The sequence below is a fragment of the Pseudomonas orientalis genome (assembly GCF_022807995.1).
Classification (GTDB): Bacteria; Pseudomonadota; Gammaproteobacteria; order Pseudomonadales; family Pseudomonadaceae; genus Aquipseudomonas; species Aquipseudomonas orientalis_B.
In genome coordinates this window covers 680,559-704,412 of the sequence record NZ_CP094351.1, presented here as the reverse complement: position 1 = coordinate 704,412, position 23,854 = coordinate 680,559, and the positions used below count along the sequence as shown (strand labels likewise).

Here is a 23,854-nt window from a genome sequence, read left to right as displayed (position 1 = left end):
GGCTACTCGCTGCACACTCATTTATTCAAAGGTGCCCGCCATGCCTTGGCTGCAAGTCCGTCTCGCCATCAGCCCGGAACAAGCCGAAACCTACGAAGACGCTTTCCTCGAAGTCGGCGCCGTGTCCGTGACCTTCATGGACGCCGAAGACCAGCCGATCTTCGAACCGGAACTCAACACCACGCCGCTGTGGTCCCACACCCATCTGCTGGCCCTGTTCGAAGACGGCACCGATGCCGCCTCCGTGCTGGCGCATATGGAGTTGCTCACCGGCGGCCCGCTGCCCGAGCATCACAGCGAAGTGATCGAAGACCAGGACTGGGAGCGCAGCTGGATGGATAACTTCCAGCCCATGCGTTTCGGCCAGCGCCTGTGGATCGTACCGAGCTGGCACGCCGCACCCGAGCCGGAGGCCGTCAATCTGCTGCTGGACCCGGGCCTGGCGTTCGGCACCGGCACTCACCCCACCACCGCGTTGTGCCTGGAATGGCTGGACGGCCAGGACCTGAGCGACTGCAACGTGCTCGACTTCGGCTGCGGCTCGGGAATCCTGGCCATCGCCGCCCTGCTGCTGGGTGCCAAAAAGGCCGTGGGTACCGATATCGACGTGCAAGCGCTGGAAGCGTCCCGCGACAACGCCGGGCGCAACCACATTCCTGAAAGCAAATTCCCACTCTATCTGCCTGAGGACCTGCCGCAGGTACAGGCCGATGTGCTGGTTGCCAACATTCTCGCCGGCCCGCTGGTTTCGCTGGCACCGCAACTGTCGGGGCTGGTCAGGCCGGGTGGCCGCCTGGCGCTGTCGGGCATCCTCGCCGAGCAGGGTGAAGACGTGGCTACCGCCTACGCCAGGGATTTCGAGCTGGACCCCATCGCCAACCGTGACGGTTGGGTACGCATCAGTGGACGTCGGCGCTAGAATGAGCGCTTGTCTGAATCGGATGGCCGCATGACCGACAGTTTCGTCACCCAGTGTCCGCATTGCCAGTCGCGCTTTCGCGTCAACCACGCTCAATTGAGCGTGGCCCGCGGTGTGGTGCGCTGCGGCTCGTGCCTGCAAGTGTTCAACGCCGCTCGCCAGTTGCTGGAGCAACGAGCGCAAATGCAGCCTGAACAGACCCCTGCACTTGAGCCCACTCCCGAAGCGCCACGCGCCATCAGCCAGAAGCAGTGGACGGCCGAAGAGCTGGACCTCGACAACCTGGATCTGGACGAAGAACTGGCCAAACTCGAGCGCCGCGAGATTCAGCACACTCAGCCCGTCGGCGCCGAACGCCGCCAGCCCGGGCCCGACCGTCGGCACAAGGACGACGCCCTCAGCGCCAGCCGCGGTACGGTCAAGGCCGAAGAAGAAAAGTGGGCCGCCAGTTTGTTCAGCGAGCCACCGCAAGAACGCGACCTGCCCGCCGAAGCGGAGCCTGCGCCGAGCGCACGCACCGAACCGTCCATGTCCTTTCACACCGACGATATCGACGACGAGCCGCCACTGCGCGAGACCCCGCACGATGACGATGACCCAGACCCACCCTTCACGCCCCTGACCCCGGCGGCAGACCCAATCGACGAGCGTGCGCAATCGCGGCGCAAGCGCGTGCGCGCCGACTCCAGCGCCCACGACGACCTGTTCCAGGACCTGGAAGACGATCCGCTGCACCTGTATGCGCAGAAGCGCCCGTCAGGCTGGAGTCGCCGCCTGATCTGGATCGTGCTGGTGCTGCTCGCTGCCGCCGGCCTGGCAGGCCAGTACATCGCCTATCAGTTCGACGAACTGGCCCGCCAGGACGCCTACCGCCCGTGGTTCCAGCAACTGTGCCCGACGCTGGGCTGCAGCGTGCCATCCCGGGTCGACATCGCCCACATCAAGAGCAGCAACCTGGTAGTGCGCAGCCACCCGGAGTTCGCCGGCGCCCTGGTGGTGGATGCGATCATCTACAACCGCGCCACCTTCTCCCAGCCCTTCCCGCTGCTGGAATTGCGCTTTGCCGACCTGAACGGCGGCCTGATCGCCAGTCGGCGCTTCAAGCCCGCCGAATACCTCAGCGGCGAATTGGCCGGGGTCAGCGAAATGCCGTCGCAGGTACCGATCCACATCTCCCTGGACATCCTCGACCCCGGCAACAAAGCCGTGAATTACAGCCTGAGCTTCCATTCGCCCGAATGAGGCCACGCCGCAACCGGGGTTTGACGGCGGATTATTGACTGCGCAAGCGTCAACCAAACCGATGGCGATAAAAAAATAACTGTTCAGATTTTATCCAATTCAGCCTTTAACCAGTCATCGAGAGCGGGTATCATGCCAACCCTTTTTCGAACTCTAATGATCCGGCCCCACAACAGGGAAGTCCTATGTCGGCGGTACGCATCGGCCCATATACATTGCACAACGGCTTGATCCTCGCCCCGATGGCGGGCGTCACCGACCAGCCCTTTCGTCAGCTCTGCAAACGTTTGGGCGCGGGTCTAGTAGTCTCTGAAATGGTCACCAGCGACATGAGTTTGTGGAACACCCGCAAGTCGCGGATGCGCATGATCCACGAAGGTGATCCCGAGCCACGCTCGGTGCAGATCGCCGGCGGTGATGCGCAGATGCTGGCGGATGCGGCGCGTGCCAATGTGGAGCTGGGCGCGCAGATTATTGATATCAACATGGGTTGCCCGGCCAAGAAGGTCTGCAACAAGGCAGCCGGTTCCGCCCTGTTGAAAGATGAGCGGTTGGTTGCCGAGATCCTGCAGGCCGTTGTCGCCGCAGTCGATGTGCCGGTGACCCTGAAGATTCGCACCGGTTGGGACCGGGACAACAAAAATGGCCTGACGGTGGCAAAGATCGCCGAACAGGCGGGTATTGCAGCGCTGGCGGTGCATGGCCGCACCCGCGCCGATCTTTATACCGGGGAAGCCGAGTACGACACCATTGCCGCGATCAAGCAGACAGTGTCGATGCCGGTGTTTGCCAATGGCGATATCGATTCAGCCGAGAAAGCCCGGCGCGTGCTGCACGCCACCGGTGCCGACGGCTTGTTGATCGGCCGGGCCGCCCAGGGGCGGCCATGGATTTTCCGTGAAATCGAGCATTTTCTGCGTACCGGCGACGTGTTGCCGGCACCAGGACTGACCGAGGTGGAACGTATTCTGCTGGAGCATCTGGCCGCCCTGCACGCCTTCTATGGGGATGTGATGGGCGTACGCATTGCTCGCAAGCATGTCGGCTGGTACCTCGCCACCTTGCCGGGCGCCAAGGAATTTCGCGCTCAGTTCAACCGTTTGGATGACACGCAGGCACAGGTCGCCACCGTTCGTGAGTTCTTCGCCGAACGTGACAAGAGCCTGGGAACAGGGGATGGAGAGGGGGTGGCCGCATGACGATGATGACCGAGACTTTAGTGAGTGGAACAGCACCCGTGAGCGACAACGTCAATTTGAAACAGCACCTCAACACGCCGAGCGAAGAAGGCCAGACCCTTCGCGGGAGTGTCGAGAAGGCGCTGCACAATTATTTCGCCCACCTCGAGGGTGCTTCCGTCACGGACGTGTACAACCTGGTGCTCTCCGAAGTCGAGGCGCCCTTGCTCGAAAGCGTGATGAACTACGTCAAGGGCAACCAGACCAAAGCCAGTGAGCTGCTGGGCCTCAATCGTGGCACCTTGCGCAAAAAGCTCAAGCAGTACGATTTGCTGTAAGCATTCAATCAAACCAGAAAGGCGCCCGCGTAAAAACGGTCGCCTTTTTTGCTGACTCCTTTGCTTTTGATGGAAATTGAGATGACCGACCAGACTACCCGCCTGCCGATCCGCCGCGCCTTGATCAGTGTTTCCGACAAGACCGGGATCCTCGAATTTGCCCGGGAGCTGGAAGCCCTGGGCGTGGAAATCCTCTCCACGGGCGGGACCTTCAAACTGCTGCAGGACAACGGCGTGGCCGCAGTGGAAGTCGCGGACTACACCGGTTTCGCGGAAATGATGGACGGTCGGGTCAAGACCCTGCACCCGAAAATTCACGGCGGCATCCTCGGCCGTCGCGGCATCGACGACGCCATCATGACCGAGCACGGCATCAAGCCGATCGACCTGGTGGCCGTCAACCTCTACCCGTTCGAAGCCACCATCAACAAGCCAGGCTGCGACCTGCCGACCGCCATCGAAAACATCGATATCGGCGGCCCGACCATGGTCCGCTCGGCCGCCAAGAACCACAAAGACGTGGCCATCGTGGTCAATGCCGGCGACTACGCCAACATCCTGGACAACCTGAAAGCCGGCGGCCTGACCTACGCCCAGCGCTTCGACCTGATGCTCAAGGCGTTCGAACACACCGCTGCCTACGACGGCATGATCGCCAACTACATGGGCACCGTGAACCAGGCCGCTGAAACACTCTCCACCGAAGGCCGCAGCCAGTTCCCGCGTACCTTCAACAGCCAGTTCATCAAGGCCCAGGAAATGCGCTACGGCGAGAACCCGCACCAGAGCGCGGCGTTCTACGTGGAGGCAAAACCGGCCGAAGTCGGCATCGCCACCGCGACCCAACTGCAAGGCAAAGAGCTGTCCTACAACAACGTGGCCGACACCGACGCCGCGCTGGAATGCGTGAAGAGCTTCGTCAAGCCGGCCTGCGTGATCGTCAAGCACGCCAACCCGTGCGGCGTGGCCGTGAGCCCGGACGCCGAAGGCGGGATCCGCCAGGCCTACGAACTGGCCTACGCCACCGACACCGAATCGGCGTTCGGCGGCATCATTGCCTTCAACCGTGAACTGGATGCCGAGACCGCCAAGGCGATCGTCGAGCGTCAGTTCGTCGAAGTGATCATCGCGCCAAGCGTCAGCGAAGAGGCCCGCGCCATCGTCGCGGCCAAGGCCAATGTGCGTCTGCTGGCCTGCGGTGAATGGTCGGCTGACCGCGCCGCTGCCTGGGACTACAAACGCGTCAATGGCGGCTTGCTGGTACAGAGCCGCGACATCGGCATGATCGGCAGCGAAGACCTGAAAGTCGTGACCAAACGCGCACCTACCGAGCAAGAGATCAACGACCTGATCTTTGCCTGGAAAGTGGCCAAATACGTCAAGTCCAACGCCATCGTCTACGCCAAGAACCGCCAGACCATCGGTGTCGGCGCCGGCCAGATGAGCCGTGTGAACTCGGCGCGTATCGCCGCGATCAAGGCTGAACACGCCGGCTTGCAGGTGGTTGGCTCCGTGATGGCTTCCGATGCGTTCTTCCCGTTCCGCGATGGCCTGGACAATGCCGCAAAAGCCGGCGTGACCGCCGTGATCCAACCGGGTGGTTCGATGCGTGATGCTGAAGTCATCGCCGCCGCTGATGAAGCCGGCATTGCGATGGTCTTCACCGGCATGCGCCACTTCCGCCACTGATCCAAATGTGGGAGGGGGCTTGCCCCCGATGACAGTGTGTCAGTCAACTGATCCCTATCTGACGCACCGCAATCGGGGGCAAGCCCCCTCCCACATAAAGCGTTCTTGCGACGCCTACAGAATTTGAGGTTTTTGAAATGAATGTTTTGATCATTGGCAGCGGTGGCCGTGAACACGCCCTGGCCTGGAAAGTTGCCCAGGACCCACGGGTCCGGAAAGTCTTCGTTGCGCCCGGCAACGCCGGTACCGCCATTGAAGCCAAGTGCGAAAACGTCGCCATCGACGTGCTGGCGCTCGAGCAACTGGCGGACTTTGCCGAAAAGAACGTCTCCCTGACCATCGTCGGCCCGGAAGTGCCGCTGGTGGCCGGCGTTGTCGACCTGTTCCGCAGCCGTGGCCTGGACTGCTTCGGCCCTACCGCTGGCGCCGCCCAGCTCGAAGGTTCCAAGGCGTTCACCAAGGACTTCCTGGCGCGCCACAAGATTCCGACCGCCGACTACCAGAACTTCACCGAGATCGAACCGGCCCTGGCTTACCTGCGTGAAAAAGGTGCGCCGATCGTGATCAAGGCCGACGGCCTGGCCGCCGGTAAAGGCGTGATCGTCGCCATGACCCTGCAGGAAGCCGAGGATGCCGTGCGCGACATGCTCGCCGGCAATGCCTTTGGTGACGCCGGTTCGCGCGTGGTGATCGAGGAATTCCTCGACGGCGAAGAAGCCAGCTTCATCGTGATGGTCGACGGCAAGAACGTTCTGCCGATGGCCACCAGCCAGGACCACAAGCGCGTCGGCAACGGCGACAGCGGCCCGAACACCGGCGGTATGGGCGCTTACTCCCCGGCTCCGGTGGTGACCGCCGATGTACATCAGCGCGTAATGGACCTGGTGATCTGGCCGACCGTGCGCGGCATGGCCGACGAAGGCAACGTCTACACCGGTTTCCTCTATGCCGGCCTGATGATCGACAAAGCGGGCAACCCGAAAGTCATCGAGTTCAACTGCCGCTTTGGCGATCCGGAAACCCAACCGGTGATGCTGCGCCTGCAGTCGAGCCTGGTGCTGCTGGTAGAAGCCGCGCTGGCCCAGGCCCTGGACAAGGTCGAAGCACAGTGGGACCCACGCCCAAGCGTCGGCATCGTGCTCGCGGCCGGCGGTTACCCTGCCGACTACGCCAAGGGCGATGTGATCGAGGGCCTGGACGCGGCCGCAGCGCTGGAAGGCAAGGTGTTTCATGCCGGTACTGCGTTGAAGGACGGCAAGGTCGTCACCGCCGGCGGCCGCGTGCTGTGCGCCACCGCAATGGGTGCCAGCGTCGACGCCGCTCAGCAACAGGCGTACAAGCTGGCCGCGAAAATCGACTGGAAAGGCTGTTTCTACCGCACCGACATCGGTTACCGCGCCATTGCCCGTGAACGCGGCGAGAGCAACTGAGTAGCTATCCGTTCGGGTAGGTAAGGGCCTCTGGCCCTTGCCGTACTCATGCCGCCCCGCGCATAGTTAACCCGTGCATTCACCTACGAAGGGATTTCGCCGTGCGCTGGCTCAGGATCGCCTTAGGTTTTACCGTCAGTCTGCTGACCCTGCTCTGCCTGGTCCCGGCCCAAGCCGCGGCGCAAGGCAGTGGTTGGGCAGTATTGCTCGATGATCAGGCCGACCTGCAACTGAGCGACATTCGATCCTCGCGCTACACCAATCAATTCAGCCCCATCGAACTGGACCGGATTACCGCCGCGCCGCCGGACGGTGCGTTGTGGGTACGCTTCAAGCTGCAACCGGGCAAGCATGAACAAGTGCTGCGGGTGTTCGCCCCGGACCTGTCGAACCTGAGCCTGTATGTGCTGGACGGCGATACGCTGGTGGAACAGCAAACCACCGGCACGCGCCAGCCCCAGGCCGAACGCCCGCTGCCCAGCAGTGACTTCATGCTGCCGATGCCCCAGAGCCAGCGCCCGCTTGAAGTTTACCTGCGCCTGGTGTCGGAACACGAGCTACGCCCTTTCATCACCCTGGAGCCCGCCGTACTGGCCGCCGCCAACCAGAACCAGACGCTGGTCTACGGCTTGCTGTTCGGCGTGCTGCTGATGCTGATCCTGCATAACCTCACGCGCTTCGCCTATCACCGCTCGCGCAGCAGCCTGTGGCTGGCCGCGTGCGAGTTCCTGTTGATGCTCAGCCTGGCGCTGTTGCTCAACGTGGTCGGTCCGTGGCTGCCCAACTGGCACGCGATCCAGACCCCTGGCGCATACCTGGCCTTGCTGCTGACCGCACCGTGCGGGCTGATGTTTGCCTATCGCTTCTTCATGCCCCTGGGCCCGCACCCGCTGAACAAACTGTTGATGGCCGACATATTGTTGATCGTGCTGTGTGGGCTGCTGCTGTTGTTCGTCAACACCCTGCCGCTGAACATCATCACCTATGCCCTGGTGGCGCTGGCCGGCCTGAGCATGTTGTTTGTCTCGGCCTATCACTGGCAAAAAGGCTATCGTCCGGCGCGCCTGTTCGTGGCGGGGATGGTGGTGTTCAACATTGGCACGCTGATCATTCTTCCCGCCCTGCTCGGCCTCACGTTGTTGGCGCCCCAAGGCCTGATCGTCACCCTGCTGAGTTTCATCTGCATCAGCGGCCTGTTGATGAGCCTGGCCCTGGGCGAGCGCCAGCGCGCCATTGTCGAAACGCGCTTCAGCCTCAGCCGCGACCTGGCTGCGAGCAACGCCGAAATCGCGGCCAAGGCCGAGTTCCTGGCGAAGATCAGTCACGAAATCCGCACCCCCATGAACGGCGTGCTGGGCATGACCGAATTGCTGCTGGGCACGCCGTTGTCGGTGAAACAACGCGACTACGTGCAGACCATCCACAGCGCCGGTAACGAGTTGCTCACGCTGATCAACGAAATACTCGACATCTCCAAGCTCGAGTCGGGGCAGATCGAACTCGATGATGTGCAGTTCGACCTCAACGCGCTGATCGACGACTGCCTGAGCATCTTCCGCGCCAAGGCCGAGCAGCAGAATGTCGAGCTGATCAGCTTCATCCAGCCTCAGGTACCGCGCGTGATCAGCGGTGACCCGACACGCCTGCGCCAGGCGTTGCTGAGCCTGCTGGAAAACGCCCTGCACAAAACCGACGAGGGCGAAGTGCTGATCGTCGTTGCCCTCGATGAACGCAGCACCCAGCCACGCCTGCGCATTGCAGTGCAAGACAGCGGCGTGCCGATGGAAGCCGCCGAGCGCGATGCCCTGTTGCACAGCGAACTGCACAGCAAGAACTTCCTTTCGGCGACACGCTTGAGCGGCCACCTGGGCCTGGTGATCGCACGCCAGTTGATCCTGTTGATGAACGGCGAATTCGGCGTCAAGAGCGGCAGTCACCAGGGCAGCACCCTGTGGCTGACCCTGCCTCTGGACCCGGAACGCCTCGAGCACCCGACCTCTGATCTCGACGGCCCGCTCAAGGACGCACGCGTACTGGTGGTGGACGACAACGACACCTGTCGCAAGGTGCTGCTGCAGCAATGTTCGGCCTGGGGCCTGAACGTCAGCGCCGTGGCTTCCGGCAAAGAAGCCCTGGCCCTGCTGCGCACCAAGGCGCACCTGCGCGATTACTTCGATGTGGTGCTGCTGGACCAGAACATGCCAGGCATGACCGGCATGCAACTGGCGGCCAAGATCAAGGAAGACCCGAGCCTGAATCACGATATCCTGCTGATCATGCTCACCGGCATCAGCAACGCGCCGAGCAAGATCATTGCGCGCAACTGCGGGATCAAACGCATCCTCGCCAAACCGGTGGCCGGCTATACGCTCAAGACCACCCTGGCCGATGAACTGACCCAGCGCAGCAAAGGCGTAACCCACCCTCGTCCCACCCCCGCCGCGCCGGTAGCCATTACCGTGCCCAGCGACTTCCGCATTCTGGTGGCCGAGGACAACAGCATTTCCACCAAAGTAATACGCGGCATGCTCGGCAAGCTCAACCTCAACCCGGACACCGCCAGCAACGGCGAAGAAGCGTTGGAGGCGATGAAAGCCCAGCGCTATGACCTGGTGCTGATGGACTGTGAAATGCCGATCCTCGATGGCTTCTCCGCCACCCAGCAGCTACGTGCATGGGAAGTCAGCCATCAACGTGTGCGCACGCCGGTGGTGGCGCTCACGGCGCACATTCTCTCGGAACATAAAGAACGCGCGCGCCAGGCCGGAATGGACGGGCATATGGCCAAGCCGGTGGAGCTGTCGCAGTTGCGCGAGCTGGTGGAATTTTGGGTGGCGCAGCGTCAGCAACGCCCGGAACACACTCCGTCCTAATTGAAATGCAATCAAGTGGTATGGGTGATCACATGTGGGAGGGGGCTTGCCCCCGATAGCGGTGGGTCAGTGACAAATAAGCTGACTGTCACACTGCAATCGGGGGCAAGCCCCCTCCCACATTTGATCTCTTGCGCCTGATAGACTCCTCCACACTTCCACCGCCCGCGAGTCCCCCCATGCTCCACGTGTTATTCAGCGTTTATCTGAAGATGCTGGTGCTCTACAGCCCGTTCTTCGTGCTGTCCTGCTTTATCAGCCTGACCCGCGGCTATTCCAGCAAGGAGCGGCGGCGCCTGGCCTGGAAAGTCGCGTTGGCGACGCTGGTATCGAGCGTGCTGCTGTACCTGTTCGGCCGGGTGATTTTCAGTGTGTTCGGCATCACCGTGGACGCGTTCCGCATCGGCGCCGGCAGCGTGCTGTTCATCTCCGCCCTGGGCATGGCTCAGGGCAAGTCAGCGGTGCAGACCGACAACGTGCAGCAGGACGTGACCATCGTGCCGCTGACCATCCCGCTCACGGTCGGCCCCGGCACCATCGGTGCGTTGCTGGTGATGGGGGTGAGCCAGCCCCATTGGGACGACAAGCTCACCGCCATCCTCAGCATCGCCCTGGCCAGTCTCACGGTGGGCGTGGTGCTGTACCTGTCCAATCGGATCGAACGCATTCTTGGCGACCAGGGCTTGCAGATCGTCAGCCGGTTGATGGGCCTGTTCGTGTGCGCCCTGGCCGCGCAGATTATCTTTACCGGGGTTCGTGGCTACCTGGTGACCTAGATCCGGTATTTGGCAATGGCCGACTGCACCTTGTCACCCGCACTGTCGCGCATCAGTTGAAGGGTCTTTTCGTTGACCACCGAGGTATTGAGCACCAGGCAGGTCTGCCCGCTGAAGGCCTCGAACGATGAACTGTCCCATTCAAGAAATGGCAACCCCACCTGTCTGCTCACGCCGTGGCTGCTGTAGGTCACCAATACCATCATGACTTCGCCATTGGTTTCAGCACAGGAGGCCACGCCGAAGTCACCGCCTTCGTGCACGCTGCTGTTGCGCTTGAACAAATCGAACGATGCCGGCTGTTGCTTCATGGCCTCCAGCGCATCCGCGGCCAGTTTCGGCAGCAGGCTGAGCAGCGACCCTGACAGCGACATCGAGGCGAGCATCACGCTGATGATATTCAGCGCTGCCAGTTGCACCGTCAGCCCCTTGCCGGCGCGTGAAACGCGCTCGAAACTTCTGCGCAGCGGCAGCCAGCCGAGGCTGACCATGACGTTGATAAATTCGTCGTACCAGGCCTCGGTACCCCGATGCACCTTCAATACATCGCTCACATAACTGCTCGCCAGCAGGTAACTTTTACGGATGTACTCGCGGTTAAGCCCGGACACCCCCTCGGCAAAAGAAATCACGCCGTTGTTGACCACTGCCGCGTTGCAGTCATCTTCGGTGTCCAGCGGTAAAGTCGCAGGCGCGCCTGGCGCACCCGGTAACTTGTAAGCGGCAATCAGCTTGCGCCGTTTTGTACTGTTGATCCTTCTATGGTGTCGCTCCATTTGCAATTCTCCACGTACACCCCGACTCGGGGCTTGTAACCACACTAGTCCACTCACTGACAGGCTTTCCAGACGACAAACATCCCTTGGCGCGGCACCGCAAAATGCGTCGGCCCGCAATGACGCGGCATGAACGATGGGTCTGGTTGTTTCGTCGTAAAAAAAAGAAAAAGGCCCGAACGACAGCAGGAAAATCCCTGTGTCATTCGGAGCTTTCGCGCCACCGTCGAGCTGTTTTCAGGAGGCGGGCTTATCGCCGTACCAGCGCGGTGTGTACACCCACTCGCCGCCACCGGCACGCGCAAAGGTGCAGGTGGTGGATGAACCGACCAGCACCATGGTGCGCATGTCCACCTGGTCCGGGGTGAGCTGCCCCAGCGTGGTGACGCGCAGCGTCTGGCCGGGACGACCGATATCACGGCCCAGCACCACCGGTGTCTGCGGGGTGCGGTGCTGTGCGACGATCTCCAGCGCACGCCCCAGTTGCCATGGCCGCGCACGGGAAATCGGGTTGTAGAACGCCAGGGCCAGGTCGGCCTGGGACGCGAGGTCCAGACGTTTTTCGATGATCGACCACGGCTTGAGGTTGTCCGACAGCGACATCACACAGAAGTCATGCCCCAGGGGCGCACCGGCCTGGGCGGCAGTAGCCAGGGAGGCAGAAACCCCCGGCAGGATTTCCAGGTCGACCTGATGCCAGGCCGGGTCCGTGGCATCGTGCAACGCCTCGATCACTGCGGCGGCCATCGCGAAAACACCCGGATCGCCGGACGACACCACCACCACCGAGCGCCCCTGGGCGGCCAGTTCGAAGGCGTGACGGGCGCGCTGCATTTCTTCACGGTTGTCCGTGCAATGCTGCACCTGATCATCCCGGAACGGCCCGGCCATGCGCACATAGGTTTCGTAGCCAAGCACATCGGTGCAGCGCGCCAACTCGGCCTTGACCGCTGGCACCATCAACTCGGCAGCACCGGGGCCCAGCCCGATCACGGCAAGGCGACCGCGTGGGCGGCCGACCTGTGACACGTCCAGAGGTTGCTCGGCGACGCTCAGGGTGATATCCGCCTGTGGCTCGACCCTGGCAAACCGCAGCGGTACGCCCAGTTCCAACGCGGCCTCATGCAGCGACGCTTCGGCCATCTGCAGGTCGCTGGCGAGCAGGCACGCCAGCGATTGCACGGCAATGCCCGCCTCATGCAAGGCGCTGCGCACACGTACCGCCAAGTGCACACCTGGCTTGCAGGTGGCGCACACCGTCTTCGGATAGATCAGCAATTCGTTGGCGGCGGGCGTACGCTCGGCACTGCCCACATGAATCGCCAGACGGGCGTGCGGGTCCTGCGGCAAGTTGGCCTGCGCAAGCCAGGGCGCCGCGCCTTCAATGCGCACGCTTTCACCGGCCAGCAGGTCCGAGACAAAGCGCTTGCCCACCTCCAGGTCCGCCAACTCATAGCCCTTGGGCGGGTTGAGCAGGCAGGTGCCAAAGCGCAGCTCGCCGCTGGTGGTGATCGCCGCCGCCACGCCCAACGCGGCGGCAATCTCACGCGCCATCACATTCACACCGCCCAGCCCCCCCAGCAACGGCACCACGGCGCTGCCGTCTTCGGCAACGGCCAGCACCGCCGGCTCCTCACCTTTTTCGAGCAACAGCGGTGCGAGGGTACGGATAACAATGCCGGCGGCGCACAGCGCAATCAGCGGTGTGCCCTGCTGGTAGAGCTGGCGCAGTGTGGCGCCGAATTCGCTGTAGCCCTGGTCCGCACCGTCGACCCGACCGGTCAGGCCGTGGATCAGCGCAGCCGGGTAAAGCTGCTGGAGCTTGCGCGCCGTCGCCAGGCTGCCCTGTCCCAGAATGACAATCGCCGGGCTCATCAACCTTGCCACCGTTCACCGGGCACGATGATCAACGAGAAATACGGTGACGACATCGGCTCCACCTGGTCCAGCGGCACGATTTTCTGATTGGCCATGGTGGCGCGTTCCACGTACAGCGCGCGCCCGGCCAGACCGAGTTCTTCCAGTACCTGACGCACCTTGGGGAAATTGCGCCCCAGCTTCATGATCACCGCCGCGTCGGCGTCCGCCAGCCGGCGCTTGAGGTCGTCGTGCGGCAACACGCCCGACAGCACCGACAGGCTCTGGTTGCGATACACCAGCGGCGCGCCCAATACCGAAGCGCCGCCCAGCATCGAACACACGCCCGGGATGACCTGCGCTTCATAGCGCTCGGCAAGGCGGTCATGCAGGTACATGTAGGAGCCGTAGAAGAACGGGTCGCCTTCGCAGATCACCGCCACATCGCGACCCGCATCCAGGTGCGCGGCCACGTCGACGCTGGCGGTGTCGTAGAAGTCGCTGATCACTTGCTCATAGGACAGCGGCGCCGGCAGCGCCTCGGTGGTCACCGGGTACACCAGTGGCATCAGGGTCTGTTGCGGCACCAGATGATCCTCGATGATGCCGAACGCATTGCCCTTCTTGCCCTTGGCCACGAAGTACGCCACCACCGGCGACTCGCGCAGCAGGCGCAGGGCTTTGACGGTTATCAGCTCAGGGTCGCCGGGCCCTACGCCCAGGCCGATCAGACGTCCGCGTGCGTGCATCATTCGACCTCCGTGGCGAGCGCATTGACGGCGGCGGCGGCCATGGCGCTGCCGCCCAGACGGCCCTGCATGATCACGAACGGTACGCCACGGCTGTCGGCGGCGAGCATCGCCTTGGATTCGGCCGCGCCGACGAAACCCACCGGGAACCCCAGGATCAACGCCGGTTTCGGCGCGCCGGCGTCAAGCATTTCCAGCAGGTAGAACAAAGCCGTCGGCGCGTTGCCGATCACCACCACACTGCCCGCCAGGTGCGGGCGCCACAATTCCAGGGCGGCGGCGGAACGGGTGTTGCCCAGCTCCCGCGCGAGCTCAGGCACGCTGTCGTCGCGCAGGGTGCAGATCACCTCGTTATGGGCCGGCAGGCGCGTACGGGTCACGCCTTCGGAGACCATCCGCGCATCGCATAAAATCGGCGCGCCCGCCGCAAGCGCTTCGCGCCCGGCCTTGCCCGCGCCTTCGGAAAACTGCAGACCGTCGATGGCCTCAACCATGCCGCAGGCATGAATCACCCGCACCGCGAGCTTTTCCAGATCCGCCGGGATGCGGTCCAGGTTGGCTTCCGCGCGAATAATGGCGAAGGAGTTGCGATAGATCTCCTGACCGTCGCGGATGTAATCAATCATCGGTGTTGCTCCGTGGGCGAGCGCGTAACAGGGCGCCCGCCGCTTCAATGGAAAGAGTGCACGCGTGCAGCCGGCCAAAACCCGGATGGGCGGCGTCGCGAAAATAGAGGTCGTAGTGGCCGGGGCTCACCGCCAGTAAGGTGGCCGGCGCGGTGTGCGCGGCGGCGCAGGAGCGCGGGCAACCGGACAGGTGCACCTCAACCCCCGGTTGCAGGGCGGCCAGTTGTACTGCGTCGGCCTTGGTATCGGCCAGGCCTTTGCCGCAGCCGCTGGACCCGGTGCAGGCGATCATGCGTGCCAGGGGCTGGTTGATTGAGCAGAGAAAGCCCAGTTGCGCCAAGCGTTCAGTCACGGCGCCAGGGCGTTCAATGTTGGGCAGCAGCACGCCCTGCCAGGGCGTGAAGCGCAAGGTGCCATCGCCGTACTCGCTGGCCAGCTTCGCGACGCCCTGGAGCATCAGCGAATCCAGGCGGCCCAGTGGCGCGACTGCCGCGACATAGAACTGATTTTTCTGCGACTGGGGATAACTTCCGATGTGCAGCAACGCACCATTGGCCGGGCGTTTGAAGCCTTGCGCCGACCGCAGCGGCAGGCTCAGGCGGCTCAATAACTTATCCACAGGCAGATGGCGCATACGCGTCTGTTCGGGTATCGCCAGGTCGAGAAAGGCCTCCAGCACCGCCACCACCAGCGCATGGCCCTGGTCCAGCGGTACTGCCGCCACCGGCGCATCCAGCCCCGGGCACCCGGCCAGGCCGAACGCGAATAACGTCTTGCCATCGCGCACAAACGCCGACAGCCACAGGTCGTGATGATGTTCGAGCATCGCCAGGGCCTCGCCGCCGTCCAGCTGTATAGCAAACTTGGCCGACAATTGATGAAAACGCGGATGAGTTTCCAACGTGGCGAGAATCTGCGCCGCCAGCGGGCGCGTGTCGAACAGCATCTGCGGATCGATGCCGGCGCTGGGGCTGAGCATCAGGTTACGCACGTCATCACCGGCCGCAGTGCTCGGGCCGAGACCGGCCGCCAGCAGCATTGCGATCAGGGCGTCCTGCTCGGCGCCGATTCCGCGAATCTGCAGGTTGGCGCGGTTGGTTGCTTCGATCACCCCCCTCGCGTACGCCTGGGCCGCGTCCGCCACGGCGTTGGCCTGGGCTGCGGTGATCGAACCACCGGCCAGTTTGACCCGGCAAATGCCGCCGTCCAACGCCTGGACAATACGCAGCAACCCCGGACAAGCCGAGGGGCGCAAGGTATTCAGAGCGGGCGTTGGGTTCACGGGGCTACCGGTTGACGGGTAAAGGCGCGGTATTATGCCTGCTTTGTCCGGCGGCATGAAAAGCCTGCCCGTCGGATGTCGTTCAAGGAATTGCTATGTCGCCCTGGCTGACGGTTGTAGGCATCGGTGAAGACGGCTTCAAGGGCCTGGGCAGGAATGCTCGGCACGCCCTGTTGCGCGCCACGCGGATTATAGGCGGCCAACGCCAGTTGGACCTGTTGCCACTGTGTATTCGTGGCGAGCGCCAGCTGTGGCCGAGCCCGTTTTCCCTGGAGCCGGTGCTGGCGAAGCGCGGCGAACCGGTGTGCGTACTGGCCAGCGGAGATCCGATGTTTTATGGCGTCGGCGCCAGCCTGGCCCGGCAGGTGGCGGCTGAAGAATTATTGATTTTGCCCGCGCCGTCGTCGGTGTCCCTGGCGGCGGCGCGCTTGGGTTGGCCGCTGCAGGACGTGGTGACGATATCCGTGGTGGCCCGCCCCTTTGCGGCAATCAACGCGCACCTGGCCAGCGGTGTGCGCTTGTTGGTGCTGAGCAATGATGGTGGCAGCCCTGCGTTGATTGCCGCGTTATTGACGCAGGCGGGGTTTGGGCCCAGCCGATTGACGGTGTTTGAACACCTGGGCGGCGCCAAGGAGCGGCGCCTGGACGGCCTGGCCGCAGACTGGCGACACCTCGGCACTGCCGATCTGAACCTGGTCGCCATCGATTGCCTGGCCTCCAGCGACACGCCACCTCTGTCGCGCCTGGCAGGCCTGCCGGACTCGGCGTTCCAGCACGACGGCCAACTGACCAAACGCGATGTGCGCGCCATGACCCTCGCCCGCCTCGCGCCGATGCCCGGCGAACTGCTGTGGGATGTGGGCGCAGGCAGCGGGTCCATCGGCATCGAATGGATGCGCACGCATCCCAGCTGCCGTGCGCTGGCGATAGAGGCCGACATAGGCCGCCAAGGCCTGATCGAACACAATCGCGACGCCCTCGGCGTGCCCGGCCTGCACCTGATTCGCGGCCAAGCCCCGGACGCGTTGCACGGCCTGCCGGTCCCCGACGCCATCTTCATCGGCGGCGGCGTCACCCGTGACGGCGTGCTCGATACCTGCTGGCAACAATTGCGGCCCGGTGGACGGTTGGTCGCCAACGCCGTGACCCTGCAAAGCGAAATGACCTTGATGAACTGGCGCGCGGAGCACGGCGGCGAGCTGACCCGCATCCATGTGGCCCAGGCGCAGCCATTGGGCGAGTTCGATACCTGGCGCCAGGCGCTGCCGATCACGCTGCTGGAAGTGATCAAGCCGCTATGAAAAGGATTCTGTTGCTGGGCGGCGTGACGGAAGCGCTGGCCATTGCCAGCACGTTGGGGCCGGAGCATATCTACAGTTTGGCCGGTGTGGGCCGTGTGCCGACCGACCTGACGTGCCAGGTTCGAGTCGGCGGTTATGGAGGCGCTGAAGGCTTGGCCCAGTTTGTTCGCGATGAACGCATCAGCCTGATCCTCGATGCCACCCATCCGTATGCGGCGCAGATCAGCCACAACGCGGCCCGGGCTGCACGGTTGTGCGGCGTGCCGTGCTGGGCGTTGCGACGTCCGGCGTGGCAGCCGCAGGCGGGGGATGATTGGCGCGAAGTGTCCGGCTGGGCCGAGTTGGTAGAGGCGTTGAAGCCCTTCAAGCGCCCGCTGTTCACCTTGGGTCGCGAACCGTTGCAGCATCTCGATGAAATCCCCGCCGACCAGTTCTGGACGTTGCGCGCGCTGGACGTGTACCCGGGCAATGAGCGCTGTGAAGTAATCGGCGCGCGGGGGCCGTTTCTGATCGAGGACGAGCGGGCTTTATTCGAACGGCGCAGGATTGATGTGCTGATCAGCAAGAACAGCGGCAGTACCGCCACCGAGCCAAAGCTGGAAGTGGCGCGGGAGCGAGGGGTGCCGGTGCTGGTGTTGAAGCGGCCGGTGTTGGCTCAGGTAGACCGTGAACTCCTGTCGCCTGAAGAAACACTCAATGCGTTGGCAAATTTCATTCGATAAGTCAGGATCTCTCGCTTGCTTGATAAGTAACCTATTTGTTACCTTCAGGACGGCTAATGATTGAGATTGAAGAATATCGGCGCGACAACCTGTCCAGCCCCTTCGATGAGTGGTTTTCATCATTGAGTGTGCCGGCGGCAACCAGAGTCTCAACCGCCTTGGTTCGACTTGAAATGGGCAACACCAGCAACATCAAGTGGTGCGACGGGTTCGGTGAATACCGCATCGATTGGGGACCAGGCCTGAGAATCTATCTGATACAGGAAGGTAACCGATTAATTGTCCTGTTCGGTGGCGGGGACAAGTCCAGTCAAAAGCGCGATATCAAAATCGTTAAGTCGCTGATCAGTGAGCATCAGCGTGACAAGAAATTGAAACAAAAGAGGTAACCAGCATGGCGTTAACCCGCAGCTACAAGCACACCATCGCTGAACGTGCCCAGCGCGACCCTGCATTTGCCCAAGCTCTTCTCGACGAGGCTGCTACTCTGTTTCTCAACGGTGAGCCGGAAATTTCCCGCGTGATTCTGCGTGATTTGGTCAACGCCACAGTGGGCTTTGAAGGACTTGCGAAAGGAACTGCCAAACCGAGTAAAAGCCTGCACCGAATGCTCTCAGCCAGCGGTAACCCAAGCATGGATAACCTCGCCGCGATTTTTGCAGTGATCAGAAAAGCTTTAGGTGTCGACATGCAGGTGCACGGAGTTCCCACTGCATAATTCATCAGCGGTGCTACAGACAATCACCACTCTCTAAACTCCACCTATCCAATGTGGGAGGGGGCTTGCCCCCGATTACAGTGGTTCAGCCAGCAACTCGTTAGCTGACACACCGCAATCGGGAGCAAGCCCCCTCCCACATTTGACCTGCGTGGTCTTGAAGATCGGCATCCACTCGATTACCCGTCTATCCTCAATTCCAGCACTGCGACACCACACCACACCGCGCGTTTTTACTTATCCCCCCCGATCAGGCTAAATACCCCCCTGATCGTTTAACCCTACGGATTATCCGCCATGGCCCGTCAACGCTTTGCAATTGCCTGGATCGCCTGCCTTGCAGTGCTGTTCAATGCGTTTGCCATGCCGTTGGCCAGTGCGATGCAGCAAGCCGATGACCCGGTCAAACGCCTGATATGGGGCGGGTTCTGTTCGTCCAATGGCGCCAGCCTGAAGGTCATTGCCCTGGGCCAGCTGGAAATCCCGGCAGCGCCGGACGATCACTCCGCCATGCAGCATTGCTGGTGTTGCTCGGGCTCGGCGTCGCTGGTGGCGTTGCCGGGGCATGTGCCGCAGTTGTATGTGATGCGCTTGGAGGCGGTACAGAGCCTGCCGCCGCGCTCATTGCAAAATCCCACCCCGCGCCGGCAATGGCCGAGCCTTAACCCCCGCGCCTCTCCAATGGTCTGATCTTCTTCGCAAGTGACTGCGTTTAAAACCGTTCCGGAGAACTGCCATGCTTAAATCTTCCCTGCTTCTGGCGGCGTTGCTGCTGCCGGTGTTCAGTGCTGCCAATGCCGAAGACTACAAGGCCGGCGACTTGCTGGTCAGCGATCCCTGGTCCCAGGAGTTGCCGCCCAATGCTCCCACCATCGCGGCGTACTTTGTGATTCATAACACAGGCGCCACCCCGGATCGCCTGCTCAGTGCCGAGACGCCCCTGGCGGAAAAAGCCGAACTGCATGAACACGTCATGCAGGGCGACCTGATGAAAATGCGACAGGTACCCAGCGTCGCCGTACCGGCCAAAGGCGAGTTGACCTTCGCGCCCATGGCCTACCACGTGATGTTGCTGGGCATCAAAGACCGCAGCCTCTTGGCCGACGGCAAGCAATTCCCGCTGACCCTGACCTTTGAAAAGGCCGGCAAGGTCGAGGTGGAGGTATCGGTGCAAAAAGTGCCGCCGATGGCCAGCCACGCGCATAAACACGCCCAGTAGGCAGACACTCGATGGGCGCCCCTCGCGCCAGGCTCTCTCTACACCACCGCGTGAAGCGCGGCAGTTGGATCAGTCTGTTCGCCATGCTGATGATCTTTATCGGTCCGCTGATTTCCCAAGCGATGCCGATGGATCATCACGCCGGTATGTCGATGCCGATGAGCATGTCCATGGACATGCCGAGCGACCATGGCGAAGGTCATCACCCTAATATTCCCGACGAACATCACGCACTCTGGGCCAAGTGCGGTTATTGCGACCTGCTGTTCAGTTGCCCCGCCCTGCCCGGCAGCGTGTCATTCGTGGCCCTTGGCACCCCGCCGCCGGCCAACGCGCTTATCCCCGCCCCGCATCTGGGCCATGCCCGGCAGAGCATCTTCCCCGGCGCGCGCAGTCGTGCGCCGCCTATCGCGTCGTAAGCCTTCACTGCGCTACTTCACCCCGGCCGACTTCAACCAGACAGCCGCAGGCTGCTGGCCGTGTTGTTTACGATTGATTGATGGAATTTGTCATGTCCAGGTTTTCTGCTGACCCCCGTTTGGGATGTACTCCCCTGCTCGCCGCCCTGTGCGGCGCATTGCTGGCTCCGCATGTCTACGCGGACGAACATGAACTGAGCCCCACGGTCATCACCGCGATCGCCCCCAGCTCGCCCCTCACCGTTGTCACCCACCCCAAGGATCCACGCCAGCCGGTGCCTGCCAGCGATGGCGGCGACTACCTCAAGACCATCCCCGGCTTCGCCCTGGTGCGCAACGGCGGCACCAACGGCGACCCGGTGCTGCGCGGCATGTTCGGCTCGCGCCTGAATATCCTCACCAACGGCGGCATGATGCTCGGCGCCTGTCCGGGCCGCATGGATGCGCCCACCTCGTACATTTCGCCGGAAACCTACGACAAGCTCACCGTGATCAAGGGCCCGCAAACCGTGCTCTGGGGCCCGGGTGCATCGGCCGGTACGATCCTGTTCGAGCGTGAGCCCGAGCAGTTCGGCGAGCTGGGCACACGGGTCAACGCCAGCATACTGGCCGGCTCCAACGGGCGCTTCGACAAGGTCATCGATGCCGCTGCCGGCGGGCCGTTGGGCTATGTGAGGGTGATCGGCAACCAGGCCCATGCCGACGACTACAAGGACGGCAACAACGACACCATCGCCTCGCGCTATGACAAGTGGAACGGTGACGTGGCCGTGGGCTTCACGCCTGACGCCGATACCCTGCTGGAACTGACCGCAGGGCGTGGCGATGGCGAAGCGCGCTACGCCGGGCGCGGTATGGACGGCTCGCAGTTCCTGCGCGAAAGCCTCGGGCTGCGCTTTGAAAAGTCCAACATCGGCGAGGTGCTGGACAAGGTCGAGGCCCAGGTCTACTACAACTACGCCGACCACGTCATGGACAACTACAGCCTGCGCGTCCCCTCGGGTACCGGCATGATGGCCGGGCCCATGGCCTCCAATGTCGACCGTCGCACCCTGGGCGGTCGGATCAAGGCGACCTGGCGCTGGGCCGATGTGCAACTGATCGGCGGCCTGGACGCGCAGACCAACGAACACCGCGCGCGCAGCAGCATGGGCATCGACACCTACAAAGACCTGCCGCGCGACAAGGACGCCAACTTTCACAACTACGGCGTATTCGGTGAATTGACCTGGTACGCCGCCGAGAATGACCGCCTGATCACCGGCGCCCGCCTGGACCGCGCCTCGGCCAAGGATTTTCGTCAACGCACCGGTTCGGGAATGATGAGCCGTGCCAACCCCACCGCCGACGATACCCGCGCCGACACCTTGCCATCGGGCTTTGTACGCTACGAGCACGACCTGACGGACACGCCCACCACCGTCTATTCGGGCCTGGGCCACGCTGAGCGCTTCCCGGACTACTGGGAGCTGTTCTCGCCGAACACCGGTGCGGCCGGCTCGGTGAATGCCTTCGACGGCGTGAAGCCGGAGAAGACCACCCAGCTGGATTTCGGCGCGCAATACAAAACCGCCGACCTTGAAGCCTGGGCTTCGGGTTACATCGGCCAGGTGCGCGACTTCATCCTGTTCGACTACCGGCCCGGCATGATGGGCACCACCTCCCAGGCGCGCAATGTGGACGCACGCATCATGGGCGGTGAACTGGGCGCGGCGTACAAGCTGACCCGCCATTGGAAAGCCGACGCCACGCTCGCCTACGCCTGGGGCAAGAACAGCAGCGACGGCAAGGCCCTGCCGCAGATGCCGCCGCTGGATGCGCGCCTGGGCCTGACCTACAGCGAAGACGACTGGAGTGCCGGTGCTTTGTGGCGCGTGGTCGCGGCGCAGAACCGCATCGACCCGAACAAGGGCAACGTGGTCGGCAAGGACTATGACAAGAGCAGCGGTTTTGGCGTGTTCTCGCTGAACGCCGCGTACCGCATCAACAAGAACTTCAAGGTCAGCAGCGGGGTCGACAATCTGTTCGGCAAGGCTTACGCCGAGCATCTGAACCTGGCCGGTAACGCTGGCTTCGGTTACCCGGCGAACGACCCGCAGGCCATCAGAGAGCCGGGGCGTACGCTCTGGACCAAGGTGGACATGAGCTTCTAAAAGCATCGGGGGCAAGCCCCCTCCCACATTTGACCGTGTTCACATATTTTGATTTGCAAACCCGATCAAGTGTGGGAGGGGGCTTGCCCCCGATGGCGGTACAACTGACACAAGAAAATCAAAAGCCTTGCGGAGCCCCTGATGACCACACAAAAGATTTCCTTCTACAACCTGGCCTGGCGCTGGCACTTCTACGCCGGCCTCTTCGTCGCCCCCTTCATGGTGCTGCTGGCCCTGACCGGCATCATCTACCTGTTCAAACCCCAGCTCGACCCGCTGATGTACGGCCACCTGCTCACCGTACCCGCCGCCGAACATGCGCTGAGCGCCGACGAGCTGCTGCAACGCGCCAAAACCGCCTACCCCCAGGCGGCGATCAGCAAGTACCTGCCGCCTGCCGAGGCCACCAGCAGCGCACAGTTCGTGTTGCACAACGACGGCCGCGAAGTGACGGTATTCGTCGACCCGTATCGCGGCACAGTCCTGGGTGAGCAGGATGCCAAATACAACCTGCAAGCCATCGCCCGCGCCCTGCACGGCGAGCTGATGATCGGCACCACCGGCGACCGCCTGATAGAGCTCGCCGCCGGCTGGGGCGTGATGCTGGTGGTGTCCGGCCTGTACCTGTGGTGGCCACGGGGCAAGTCATCGGCTGGCGTTTTGTGGCCGCGGCTCAACAGCCGTGGCCGGTTGCTTTGGCGCGACCTGCACGCTGTCGCTGGCTTTTGGGGCGCTGCGTTTTTGCTGGTGATGCTGCTCAGCGGCATGACCTGGACCGGTTTCTGGGGCAAGCAATACGCCGACCTGTGGAACACCTTCCCGACGGCAATGTGGAACAGCGTTCCGCAGTCCGACCAGCAGGCGCGAGTGCTCAATACCGCAACCCAACAGACCGTGCCCTGGGCCCTGGAAAATACACCGATGCCGATGTCCGGCGACCATGCCGAACACATGAACCACGGCGCCATGCACACAGGTCCCGCCGCGCCCGGCATCAGCCTGCAAAAGGTGGTCGAGCTGGCCAACGCACGCGGTGTGGAGCCCGGCTACAGCATCACCTTCCCCACGACCGCCACGGGGGTGTTCACCATCGCCGTGTTCGCCAACGACCCACGCAATGACGCCACCCTGCATGTGGACCAGTACACCGGCAAGATTCTGGCCGATGTGCGGTGGGAACATTACAACCTGGTCGCACGCGCCACCGAGACCGGCGTGATGCTGCACGAAGGCAAGATGTTCGGCTGGGTCAACCAACTGATCGTGCTGCTGATCTGCCTGATGATCCTGCTCAGTGCGGTGAGCGGCGTGGTGATCTGGTGGAAACGCCGGCCACAAGGCGGGCTGGGGGTGCCGCCGCTGCGCCATGACCTGCCCAAATGGAAAACCGCGATGGTGATCATGCTCGGGCTGGCGATCATTTTCCCGTTGGTGGGCGCATCGTTGATCCTGGTGTGGGCGCTTGATCGCTTGCTGCTGTCACGGATTCACGCGACCGCCTGAGCCGCCGCGTCGCGCAACGCCCTCTTTTGAAGCCTGCCGTGCACTCAACGGCCCCTGTGGCGCCAACCTGGTGCGCCACAGCGG

22 protein-coding genes are annotated in these 23,854 nt (G+C 62.9%); 17 read left to right on the top strand and 5 right to left on the bottom strand.

Going from position 1 to position 23,854, the window contains the following annotated elements; all coding sequences use genetic code 11:
• The first annotated feature begins 40 nt into the window (after nucleotides 1–40).
• From prmA to MRY17_RS02890, 8 genes are all read left to right on the top strand, one after another.
• The gene (prmA, locus tag MRY17_RS02925) at nucleotides 41–919 is read left to right on the top strand and encodes a 50S ribosomal protein L11 methyltransferase (RefSeq protein ID WP_243353271.1); all 879 of its coding nucleotides are present in this window, start codon (nucleotides 41–43) and stop codon (nucleotides 917–919) included.
• A 30-nt stretch (nucleotides 920–949) separates the two neighbouring features.
• Entirely contained in the window at nucleotides 950–2,161 is a 1,212-nt protein-coding gene (locus MRY17_RS02920) for a DUF3426 domain-containing protein (RefSeq protein ID WP_243353270.1), read from the top strand.
• A gap of 185 nt (nucleotides 2,162–2,346) precedes the next feature.
• The gene (gene dusB / locus MRY17_RS02915; RefSeq protein ID WP_191953134.1) at nucleotides 2,347–3,360 is read left to right on the top strand and encodes a tRNA dihydrouridine synthase DusB; all 1,014 of its coding nucleotides are present in this window, start codon (nucleotides 2,347–2,349) and stop codon (nucleotides 3,358–3,360) included.
• A complete protein-coding gene (fis, locus tag MRY17_RS02910) occupies nucleotides 3,357–3,677 on the top strand; it encodes a DNA-binding transcriptional regulator Fis (protein WP_003221275.1) in 321 nt (106 codons plus the stop codon). Before dusB ends, fis begins: the two co-directional genes overlap by 4 nt.
• Before the next feature lie 81 nt (nucleotides 3,678–3,758).
• Nucleotides 3,759–5,366 carry a bifunctional phosphoribosylaminoimidazolecarboxamide formyltransferase/IMP cyclohydrolase gene (gene purH / locus MRY17_RS02905; protein ID WP_181284682.1) on the top strand — a complete coding sequence of 536 codons (1,608 nt, stop codon included), beginning with the start codon at nucleotides 3,759–3,761 and terminating at the stop codon, nucleotides 5,364–5,366.
• 137 nt (nucleotides 5,367–5,503) lie between these two features.
• Entirely contained in the window at nucleotides 5,504–6,796 is a 1,293-nt protein-coding gene (gene purD / locus MRY17_RS02900) for a phosphoribosylamine--glycine ligase (RefSeq protein WP_181284683.1), read from the top strand.
• A gap of 101 nt (nucleotides 6,797–6,897) precedes the next feature.
• A complete protein-coding gene (locus MRY17_RS02895; protein ID WP_191953135.1) occupies nucleotides 6,898–9,669 on the top strand; it encodes a hybrid sensor histidine kinase/response regulator in 2,772 nt (923 codons plus the stop codon).
• A gap of 179 nt (nucleotides 9,670–9,848) precedes the next feature.
• On the top strand, nucleotides 9,849–10,445 hold the full coding sequence (locus MRY17_RS02890) for a MarC family protein (RefSeq protein WP_065883442.1): 597 nt from the start codon (nucleotides 9,849–9,851) through the stop codon (nucleotides 10,443–10,445).
• Here the strand turns inward: MRY17_RS02890 and MRY17_RS02885 are convergent.
• The 5 genes from MRY17_RS02885 to cobG all read right to left on the bottom strand — a co-directional run bounded on the left by MRY17_RS02885 (nucleotide 10,442) and on the right by cobG (nucleotide 15,792).
• On the bottom strand, nucleotides 10,442–11,221 hold the full coding sequence (locus MRY17_RS02885; RefSeq protein WP_181284862.1) for a hypothetical protein: 780 nt from the start codon (nucleotides 11,219–11,221) through the stop codon (nucleotides 10,442–10,444). The genes MRY17_RS02890 and MRY17_RS02885 overlap by 4 nt on opposite strands.
• Nucleotides 11,222–11,458: 237 nt before the next feature.
• Nucleotides 11,459–13,096, bottom strand: coding sequence for a precorrin-3B C(17)-methyltransferase (gene cobJ / locus MRY17_RS02880; RefSeq protein ID WP_243353269.1), 1,638 nt, complete (start codon nucleotides 13,094–13,096; stop codon nucleotides 11,459–11,461).
• Entirely contained in the window at nucleotides 13,096–13,830 is a 735-nt protein-coding gene (locus MRY17_RS02875) for a precorrin-2 C(20)-methyltransferase (RefSeq protein ID WP_375154675.1), read from the bottom strand. Before MRY17_RS02875 ends, cobJ begins: the two co-directional genes overlap by 1 nt.
• Nucleotides 13,827–14,453 carry a precorrin-8X methylmutase gene (locus MRY17_RS02870; protein ID WP_181284864.1) on the bottom strand — a complete coding sequence of 209 codons (627 nt, stop codon included), beginning with the start codon at nucleotides 14,451–14,453 and terminating at the stop codon, nucleotides 13,827–13,829. The genes MRY17_RS02875 and MRY17_RS02870 overlap by 4 nt, the downstream gene beginning before the upstream one ends.
• Nucleotides 14,446–15,792 carry a precorrin-3B synthase gene (cobG, locus tag MRY17_RS02865; protein ID WP_243353268.1) on the bottom strand — a complete coding sequence of 449 codons (1,347 nt, stop codon included), beginning with the start codon at nucleotides 15,790–15,792 and terminating at the stop codon, nucleotides 14,446–14,448. The genes MRY17_RS02870 and cobG overlap by 8 nt, the downstream gene beginning before the upstream one ends.
• Before the next feature lie 38 nt (nucleotides 15,793–15,830).
• Between cobG and cbiE the strand changes: the two genes are divergently transcribed.
• The 9 genes from cbiE (at nucleotide 15,831) to MRY17_RS02820 (ending at nucleotide 23,770) form a co-directional block, all read left to right on the top strand.
• Nucleotides 15,831–17,036 (top strand): precorrin-6y C5,15-methyltransferase (decarboxylating) subunit CbiE, encoded by a 1,206-nt coding sequence (gene cbiE, locus MRY17_RS02860; RefSeq protein ID WP_191953139.1) that lies wholly within the window; start codon nucleotides 15,831–15,833, stop codon nucleotides 17,034–17,036.
• Nucleotides 17,033–17,758: a cobalt-precorrin-6A reductase gene (locus MRY17_RS02855; protein ID WP_243353267.1), complete on the top strand. Its 726-nt coding sequence runs from the start codon at nucleotides 17,033–17,035 to the stop codon at nucleotides 17,756–17,758. Before cbiE ends, MRY17_RS02855 begins: the two co-directional genes overlap by 4 nt.
• Nucleotides 17,759–17,814: 56 nt before the next feature.
• Nucleotides 17,815–18,147 (top strand): type II toxin-antitoxin system RelE/ParE family toxin, encoded by a 333-nt coding sequence (locus MRY17_RS02850; RefSeq protein WP_124431329.1) that lies wholly within the window; start codon nucleotides 17,815–17,817, stop codon nucleotides 18,145–18,147.
• Between the two features lie 5 nt (nucleotides 18,148–18,152).
• Nucleotides 18,153–18,476 carry a DNA-binding protein gene (locus MRY17_RS02845; protein WP_124425569.1) on the top strand — a complete coding sequence of 108 codons (324 nt, stop codon included), beginning with the start codon at nucleotides 18,153–18,155 and terminating at the stop codon, nucleotides 18,474–18,476.
• Between the two features lie 297 nt (nucleotides 18,477–18,773).
• Nucleotides 18,774–19,166 carry a DUF2946 domain-containing protein gene (locus tag MRY17_RS02840; RefSeq protein ID WP_243353266.1) on the top strand — a complete coding sequence of 131 codons (393 nt, stop codon included), beginning with the start codon at nucleotides 18,774–18,776 and terminating at the stop codon, nucleotides 19,164–19,166.
• 46 nt (nucleotides 19,167–19,212) lie between these two features.
• The gene (locus MRY17_RS02835) at nucleotides 19,213–19,695 is read left to right on the top strand and encodes a copper chaperone PCu(A)C (RefSeq protein ID WP_191956845.1); all 483 of its coding nucleotides are present in this window, start codon (nucleotides 19,213–19,215) and stop codon (nucleotides 19,693–19,695) included.
• Nucleotides 19,696–19,706: 11 nt separating this feature from the next.
• Nucleotides 19,707–20,114, top strand: coding sequence for a DUF2946 domain-containing protein (locus MRY17_RS02830; RefSeq protein ID WP_243353265.1), 408 nt, complete (start codon nucleotides 19,707–19,709; stop codon nucleotides 20,112–20,114).
• 92 nt (nucleotides 20,115–20,206) lie between these two features.
• Entirely contained in the window at nucleotides 20,207–22,267 is a 2,061-nt protein-coding gene (locus MRY17_RS02825) for a TonB-dependent copper receptor (RefSeq protein ID WP_243353264.1), read from the top strand.
• Between the two features lie 141 nt (nucleotides 22,268–22,408).
• Complete coding sequence (locus MRY17_RS02820; RefSeq protein ID WP_243353263.1) at nucleotides 22,409–23,770, top strand: PepSY-associated TM helix domain-containing protein; 1,362 nt, start codon at nucleotides 22,409–22,411, stop codon at nucleotides 23,768–23,770.
• Nucleotides 23,771–23,854 lie beyond the last annotated feature (84 nt).

Excerpts from the sequence above, each read along its gene's own strand:
- prmA (WP_243353271.1), top strand. The coding sequence starts at position 41 with ATGCCTTGGCTGCAAGTCCGTCTCGCCATCAGCCCGGAACAAGCCGAA.
- MRY17_RS02920 (WP_243353270.1), top strand. The coding sequence starts at position 950 with ATGACCGACAGTTTCGTCACCCAGTGTCCGCATTGCCAGTCGCGCTTT.
- dusB (WP_191953134.1), top strand. The coding sequence starts at position 2,347 with ATGTCGGCGGTACGCATCGGCCCATATACATTGCACAACGGCTTGATC.
- fis (WP_003221275.1), top strand. The coding sequence starts at position 3,357 with ATGACGATGATGACCGAGACTTTAGTGAGTGGAACAGCACCCGTGAGC.
- purH (WP_181284682.1), top strand. The coding sequence starts at position 3,759 with ATGACCGACCAGACTACCCGCCTGCCGATCCGCCGCGCCTTGATCAGT.
- purD (WP_181284683.1), top strand. The coding sequence starts at position 5,504 with ATGAATGTTTTGATCATTGGCAGCGGTGGCCGTGAACACGCCCTGGCC.
- MRY17_RS02890 (WP_065883442.1), top strand. The coding sequence starts at position 9,849 with ATGCTCCACGTGTTATTCAGCGTTTATCTGAAGATGCTGGTGCTCTAC.
- MRY17_RS02885 (WP_181284862.1), bottom strand. The coding sequence starts at position 11,221 with ATGGAGCGACACCATAGAAGGATCAACAGTACAAAACGGCGCAAGCTG.
- cobJ (WP_243353269.1), bottom strand. The coding sequence starts at position 13,096 with ATGAGCCCGGCGATTGTCATTCTGGGACAGGGCAGCCTGGCGACGGCG.
- MRY17_RS02875 (WP_375154675.1), bottom strand. The coding sequence starts at position 13,830 with ATGATGCACGCACGCGGACGTCTGATCGGCCTGGGCGTAGGGCCCGGC.
- MRY17_RS02870 (WP_181284864.1), bottom strand. The coding sequence starts at position 14,453 with ATGATTGATTACATCCGCGACGGTCAGGAGATCTATCGCAACTCCTTC.
- cobG (WP_243353268.1), bottom strand. The coding sequence starts at position 15,792 with ATGCCGCCGGACAAAGCAGGCATAATACCGCGCCTTTACCCGTCAACC.
- cbiE (WP_191953139.1), top strand. The coding sequence starts at position 15,831 with ATGTCGCCCTGGCTGACGGTTGTAGGCATCGGTGAAGACGGCTTCAAG.
- MRY17_RS02855 (WP_243353267.1), top strand. The coding sequence starts at position 17,033 with ATGAAAAGGATTCTGTTGCTGGGCGGCGTGACGGAAGCGCTGGCCATT.
- MRY17_RS02850 (WP_124431329.1), top strand. The coding sequence starts at position 17,815 with ATGATTGAGATTGAAGAATATCGGCGCGACAACCTGTCCAGCCCCTTC.
- MRY17_RS02845 (WP_124425569.1), top strand. The coding sequence starts at position 18,153 with ATGGCGTTAACCCGCAGCTACAAGCACACCATCGCTGAACGTGCCCAG.
- MRY17_RS02840 (WP_243353266.1), top strand. The coding sequence starts at position 18,774 with ATGGCCCGTCAACGCTTTGCAATTGCCTGGATCGCCTGCCTTGCAGTG.
- MRY17_RS02835 (WP_191956845.1), top strand. The coding sequence starts at position 19,213 with ATGCTTAAATCTTCCCTGCTTCTGGCGGCGTTGCTGCTGCCGGTGTTC.
- MRY17_RS02830 (WP_243353265.1), top strand. The coding sequence starts at position 19,707 with ATGGGCGCCCCTCGCGCCAGGCTCTCTCTACACCACCGCGTGAAGCGC.
- MRY17_RS02825 (WP_243353264.1), top strand. The coding sequence starts at position 20,207 with ATGTCCAGGTTTTCTGCTGACCCCCGTTTGGGATGTACTCCCCTGCTC.
- MRY17_RS02820 (WP_243353263.1), top strand. The coding sequence starts at position 22,409 with ATGACCACACAAAAGATTTCCTTCTACAACCTGGCCTGGCGCTGGCAC.